This is a genomic window from Bartonella sp. CL63NXGY, assembly GCF_042194905.1.
Taxonomy (GTDB): Bacteria; Pseudomonadota; Alphaproteobacteria; order Rhizobiales; family Rhizobiaceae; genus Bartonella.
In genome coordinates, this window is sequence record NZ_JBHINK010000003.1 from 1 (window position 1) to 5307 (window position 5307).

A 5307-nucleotide genomic window follows, 5' to 3' on the forward strand; every position below is an offset into this window, starting at 1 on the left:
GCTCGAATACGACAAGAGAAACAAAGTCCTGCCCTCTCCATATTTTAACGACAACAGTTATAACTATTGGAGCAGTCACTATAACCGTAGAAAGATAGAATATTTTTTTATAGTCTTGCCAAACAAGAGAAAGCTGTTTTTTATCAAATATTCTGCTGCTTTTTTATTTTTGGGAGATCTGTTTTAAGGCAATATCGCGTTCATTCAGCACGCATTTCAGTTCCTTTTTCACGCGACAATAAAGCCTCGCACGCTTGATAAACAAGTAACAAATTGTCCAAACTGGCACCCACAATAAAATATTTACGATCATATATAACAGGAAAGAAATGGCTATTAATGTTATAAGACTACCCGTCATTTTATCCTCCACGCCCATTCTGCATACGAATTGCCTGATCGCGTTGTTTTATTGCTTCTTCCAATTGTGGAAGTATTTTGTTCAATTTTCTTGTTAACTTTATGCACATCACCCAAATGATCGGAAAAAAGAGAAGAAATCCAATCCATAGAGAAGCGTTCAACAGTGACATGATCCCGCTGATCATATCACTCTTCCACCATACCAAATTTGCGATAGAGCAAGCAGCCCGCAAAACAGAAAAGAGGACAAAGATAAAAAAGATTATTTTACATTCTTTTGAAGAAAGAGGCAGAGATTCTTTGAAGTTAAGAAAGCGCATTTTCGCATCAAGGGTCTTATGCACAAGATTGTGTCTTTTCATTTCTCCCTGATCATTGCGCAATTGTTGTATGGCTTGTTTTTGTTGCATCGTACTCTTTTTCAAGTCTTGAGCGATTTTAAAAGATAACCTCATATGCTTGATCAACAGGTAAGGAAGCCTGACCATAACTATAGCCATTAAAATGGCAATGATGGTGATCCCTAAAACAGCCAAACATTTTATAACAATAGTCATTTTTCCCCCCTATCGCATTGATATGAAATCATCATTTTTATCCTCTGCTCAAACAAATGTTTCTAACCTCTTCATTGTTTTTTCCACGCCATACTGAAGGAAACTATGGAGAATTAAAATGACAGGTAAAAAAACAATAATCCATAGACAGAACCACAACAGCAGCTGCATGACAAACATGCCAACCGTAAACAATAGAACCATATAACCGTGTAAAACAATCGCAGATTTTATAAGAAAAGAAAAAAAAGCTATCAAACCTGTAAGAGACACAATCACAATGAAGGCTAGAAAAAAGATGATAAAATAATCTTTTCTTGAAAGTTCCAAAGATTCTTTAAAAGAAAGGGGGCTTAATTCTATTGCACAAACTGTATTCTGTCCTTTCCCTCCTGCCTGATTATGCCTCAAATTCTGCGCTGCACCCTTTTTTAATTTGCGCCGCATCCAAAACAACAATATTGTCCGTTTTATCAACGAATAATAAAGTGCAAAGATTGTCATGACGGTAGAAAACAGTATCATGATCTCCCCGAGAAACATGAAAGCACCCAACCCTCCTGTGATCAACATTCCAAAACTCCTTACAAAAGAATTAGCCTCTCGTTTCCCTATTGTGTTCTGTTGAGAGATTGGTTGTCTAACTGTTGCTGCTCTGGCAATGTATCCCACAGCTTCATCATTTCCTTGACATCCCGTTTAGAGATGGCGTTAAAGACAAAAAAGAATGGAAAGAACAGCACAAGACAAAACCAAATCATTTGCGGTAAGAAACATAAACAAGCCCAAACACCATTCCATCCTACGTTACGCAAAAACAAGACAGCAGGATTATTTTCAAAAGGCTGTTTCAAAATCTCCTTAGTCATTTTTCGAAGATCTCCTTGTTCCATTTTCTCCAGTGCTTGAAGCTGTTCTTTAGATATAATGTGAAAAAACTCCAAAGGGCTCATATAGACAGTCGCGGCAAAAAGCACCAACAAGGGGATAGCCCAACACAAAATGATGACGTAATCTCTTCTTGAGAGAGCCGTCCATTTTTTAAAAACTGCAGACTGATTCACCCCTGGCTGTGATGCAAAAGCCGTATTTTTCTCATGGATAGATTGGTGTTGTGATTTATCTTCGATCATATGGATATTTTCTCACTTCTAAAATGCCCACTCACTCTTTGAAAACATGCAACCAGAAAAACCGATTTATCGAGCACTCTTTTCACCATGAAACCCGTGCTATAGGACTTTTTAAGTCTATTTTTTTAAATTCCCTATACGCGACAACATACAATCTCTCAGGCTTACAAGCACAAACGCTATTGTGTCTCCTTATCTATGACCCACACCTTAAAAGACAATGTTTCACAAAACTCAACAAGCAAAAATATTCAATCTAAAAAATATATGATGTGTAAAATTTTACTAATAACATACTGATTTATAACAATTTATTATTTAGCACCTTAAATGAGAACCCTAAATAGCATAGGATTGTCTTATTCCAAACCTGTTCCATATTGGGCCAATCCAAACCATGTCTCTTGCGCGTTACAAGCAGAAAGAGCCATATAGAGTAAAATATTAAGAAAGGATGATAAATGCCTCTAATGAAGCATCTCAAATGCCAAGGGCTGTCGCAAAAATGAGAGCTGGCAAAATGTGTGATGCTATGGACTTTCTTCTTCACAAGCGTAAAAATGGAAGTGTGCAATAGATTTTATATTATTCAAACTTTATATGGATTTCATTGGGGGACTTTATCGTTATACCCTTCATGAGCACCCTTGCGAAATGGTCAAAAGAGAGCCCTAAGACATGGCTCTTTAAAAAGCAACACAACACAAAGTCGAACAAGCAACCGATTATCCAGTATGAAAAGCGCGCGACAAACAACCTTAATCCTCATTTGAAAGCTTCTTAATTAAAAAGGCTTCATTAAAGATGAAATATCTCACAGCCCCCACATTTATACAGCCCCTACATTCATCAAGGCATCTCCCATAAAAGCATCTTTTTATAAAGGCATTTTCTTCTTATAAAAACAGCTTCTTTCGATAATGCATCCTTTCCTTTAAACGACATCCCCTCGTCTTATGATGAGATCCATTAAAACGGAAAATTTTATACTCTATAAAGGATACTCATAAAGGAAATACCAAACCAAATAGCGAGATCATTCACAGTTTATTTTAAGCCGATAAACGATATTTTATTTGAAAACATAGAGCATCTTATGCTATTATAATAGGATACGGAGGTTTGCTTTTTGCCGCTCTCTGCCACTCAAAAGAAGACAACATATCTCCTATAAAGGATAAAAATATGCTTAACAGCGTGATGTATATCAAATATCTTGGGAAAGCGCCCACCAACAAAAAAATAAGAGAACCCAAATAACAAGCTCCCAACTTAAGAAAACAATGACCTTTCAAAAGTGGAATTGAAAAGTTTCCACAAAGCGCTCGTGAAAAAAGAGACAAATAATCCCATTAGAAAAAACTTCCTATTAGAAAAGACGATGACATGCCCTTGAAATCCATTCTTATTTTTTCATTCACATTTGACAAAAATTTTCCTTCAATCTCTCAAGAACAGTTAAGAAATATTTAAAAAGCAAATAATTCGCTATCCATGAAAAAATAAGCATGACAGGGGCGGAAGATAAGACTGATAGGGATAAGATAAAAAAGATGATTTTTTCGCCCCACACCGTTGCTTTTCTTTGCATTTAAAACGCCTTTAGTATCGTTTGTTTTTTGATCTGCAACGGCTGATATTTCCCAGTATTTGCTCACTCCCCCCCCCCCAGTATTTTCTCCCTTTTAAGTATTTTCTCCCTCTTAAGTATTTGCTCCCCCAATATTTGTGCCAAGTGCTTTTTACATCACTGTCCCCCATCAACAGACAGTTTCTTTTTCATTCAAATGGTTAAGTTCATGAAAATACGTAAAAAACGCGGTAGACCGAAAATAACAGGAAAGCGAGAGCCCAAAGGACGTATTTCACGTGCCCAAAGCTCCAGCGAATCTGCGCTTCAATCTGCGATTGAAATGCGTGCAAAACACTTTGGTTTAAGCCTCGAAGAAGCGAAAAATCCGCTTGTTGGGACCTATATTGGGCGTCTTTGTTTGCTTGGCTATAAAGAGGCTTCATCAGGCATCAGTAAAGAGCAATATGACACGGCACAACAATACTTGCAAATTAGAAACGACTATTTATGTGCAAAAGGTTTACCAAACGGTTATTATGATGGTTTTACGCACAGCGCATCAGATGAGAAAGCAAAAAAGCAATGGGTCCAAAGAGCAACGGAACACTATGAAAATATGCAAGAAGCAATTAAAGAAGCACAATATCTACATCGTCAACACAACTTTCATGCGGCATTACACTATCTTGTTATAGAAGATCAACCGCTGCCTAATCTTGTTGGTTCGTTGCGTATTATTCTTGATGCCCTTTATAAACATTTTGATAGTTCTACCCAAAAGAGCCTTTGCTAAAACACCCATTGTTTCTTCTCCTTCACACAGGATAAAGATTCTCCCCCTCCTTTTATAACATGCCTCTTTATAACCAGCTCCTTTATAAAGTCCCCTTTTGGCAGGGTGCATTTGAGATCCACTGAGCTTGCCCTTTCATAGAATTTCATGGAATTAACAAGCTTAAAGCGCACAACAAACAAGCTTTAAAATATCCACCACGCCCTTAAAAAAATACTTCAACCTGTCAAAGAGACTTAACCTTATATCTACCCATGCCTCACTTAACCATGCCTCAAAGGACAATAATTCACGGCATATTCACGGCATGGGCAGGATAAATATTTGCCCCTCTTTAAAACAGCAACATTCTCCCCTCTACCCCCATTGTAACAAACCGCCCTCATCATAAACTTCGCCCAATATCGCGACATCCTTAGCTTTTAAGACAATTCATTATCGTCATTTTACGTCTTTTCTTGTACAATTCTATATGGCTTTCCTGATCTTATGACGGACAAACGCTATGGCTTTTATTTCAGCATAATCTGGGTTTCTCATTCAAAATAAATAATGATAAAATATCCACTATAAATCAATAGCTTATCATTAAAACAACCCGTTGATCTTTTACAAAATTAAAAGCATCATCCCTTAAAGGAAAGAAAAAGCCCCTACCAACAATCTTCTCCCTCATCAACAACTGCACCGATAACCCTCCACCCATCACACCACCGCTAATACGACAGCCAGCACAACCCCAATCGCCCCCACAAATCGCCAACACCTAAAGCTTTGCCCCGCAACACCATCCAACCACCGCCTTCCCAATTTCATCAATAAAATACCACGGATTTCAAAACCACAATTCTCCCTTCATCTTGTCCACGCCTTTCTCAAAGGAGAAAA

5 protein-coding genes are annotated in these 5307 nt (G+C 37.6%); 1 reads left to right on the forward strand and 4 read right to left on the reverse strand.

Annotated elements, in window-relative coordinates; all coding sequences use genetic code 11:
• Nucleotides 1-362 precede the first annotated feature (362 nt).
• From ACFIK0_RS02300 to ACFIK0_RS02315, 4 genes are all read right to left on the reverse strand, one after another.
• Nucleotides 363-920, reverse strand: a complete 558-nt coding sequence (locus ACFIK0_RS02300; protein ID WP_375630976.1) for a hypothetical protein — start codon at nucleotides 918-920, stop codon at nucleotides 363-365.
• Nucleotides 921-968: 48 nt separating this feature from the next.
• Nucleotides 969-1493: a hypothetical protein gene (locus tag ACFIK0_RS02305; RefSeq protein ID WP_375663413.1), complete on the reverse strand. Its 525-nt coding sequence runs from the start codon at nucleotides 1491-1493 to the stop codon at nucleotides 969-971.
• Between the two features lie 38 nt (nucleotides 1494-1531).
• Nucleotides 1532-2053, reverse strand: coding sequence for a hypothetical protein (locus ACFIK0_RS02310; RefSeq protein ID WP_375663414.1), 522 nt, complete (start codon nucleotides 2051-2053; stop codon nucleotides 1532-1534).
• A gap of 1469 nt (nucleotides 2054-3522) precedes the next feature.
• Nucleotides 3523-3711, reverse strand: coding sequence for a hypothetical protein (locus tag ACFIK0_RS02315; protein WP_273790897.1), 189 nt, complete (start codon nucleotides 3709-3711; stop codon nucleotides 3523-3525).
• A gap of 141 nt (nucleotides 3712-3852) precedes the next feature.
• Here ACFIK0_RS02315 and ACFIK0_RS02320 point away from each other — a divergent pair, with 141 nt between their 5' ends.
• A complete protein-coding gene (locus ACFIK0_RS02320) occupies nucleotides 3853-4419 on the forward strand; it encodes a hypothetical protein (protein ID WP_375630973.1) in 567 nt (188 codons plus the stop codon).
• Nucleotides 4420-5307: the final 888 nt, after the last annotated feature.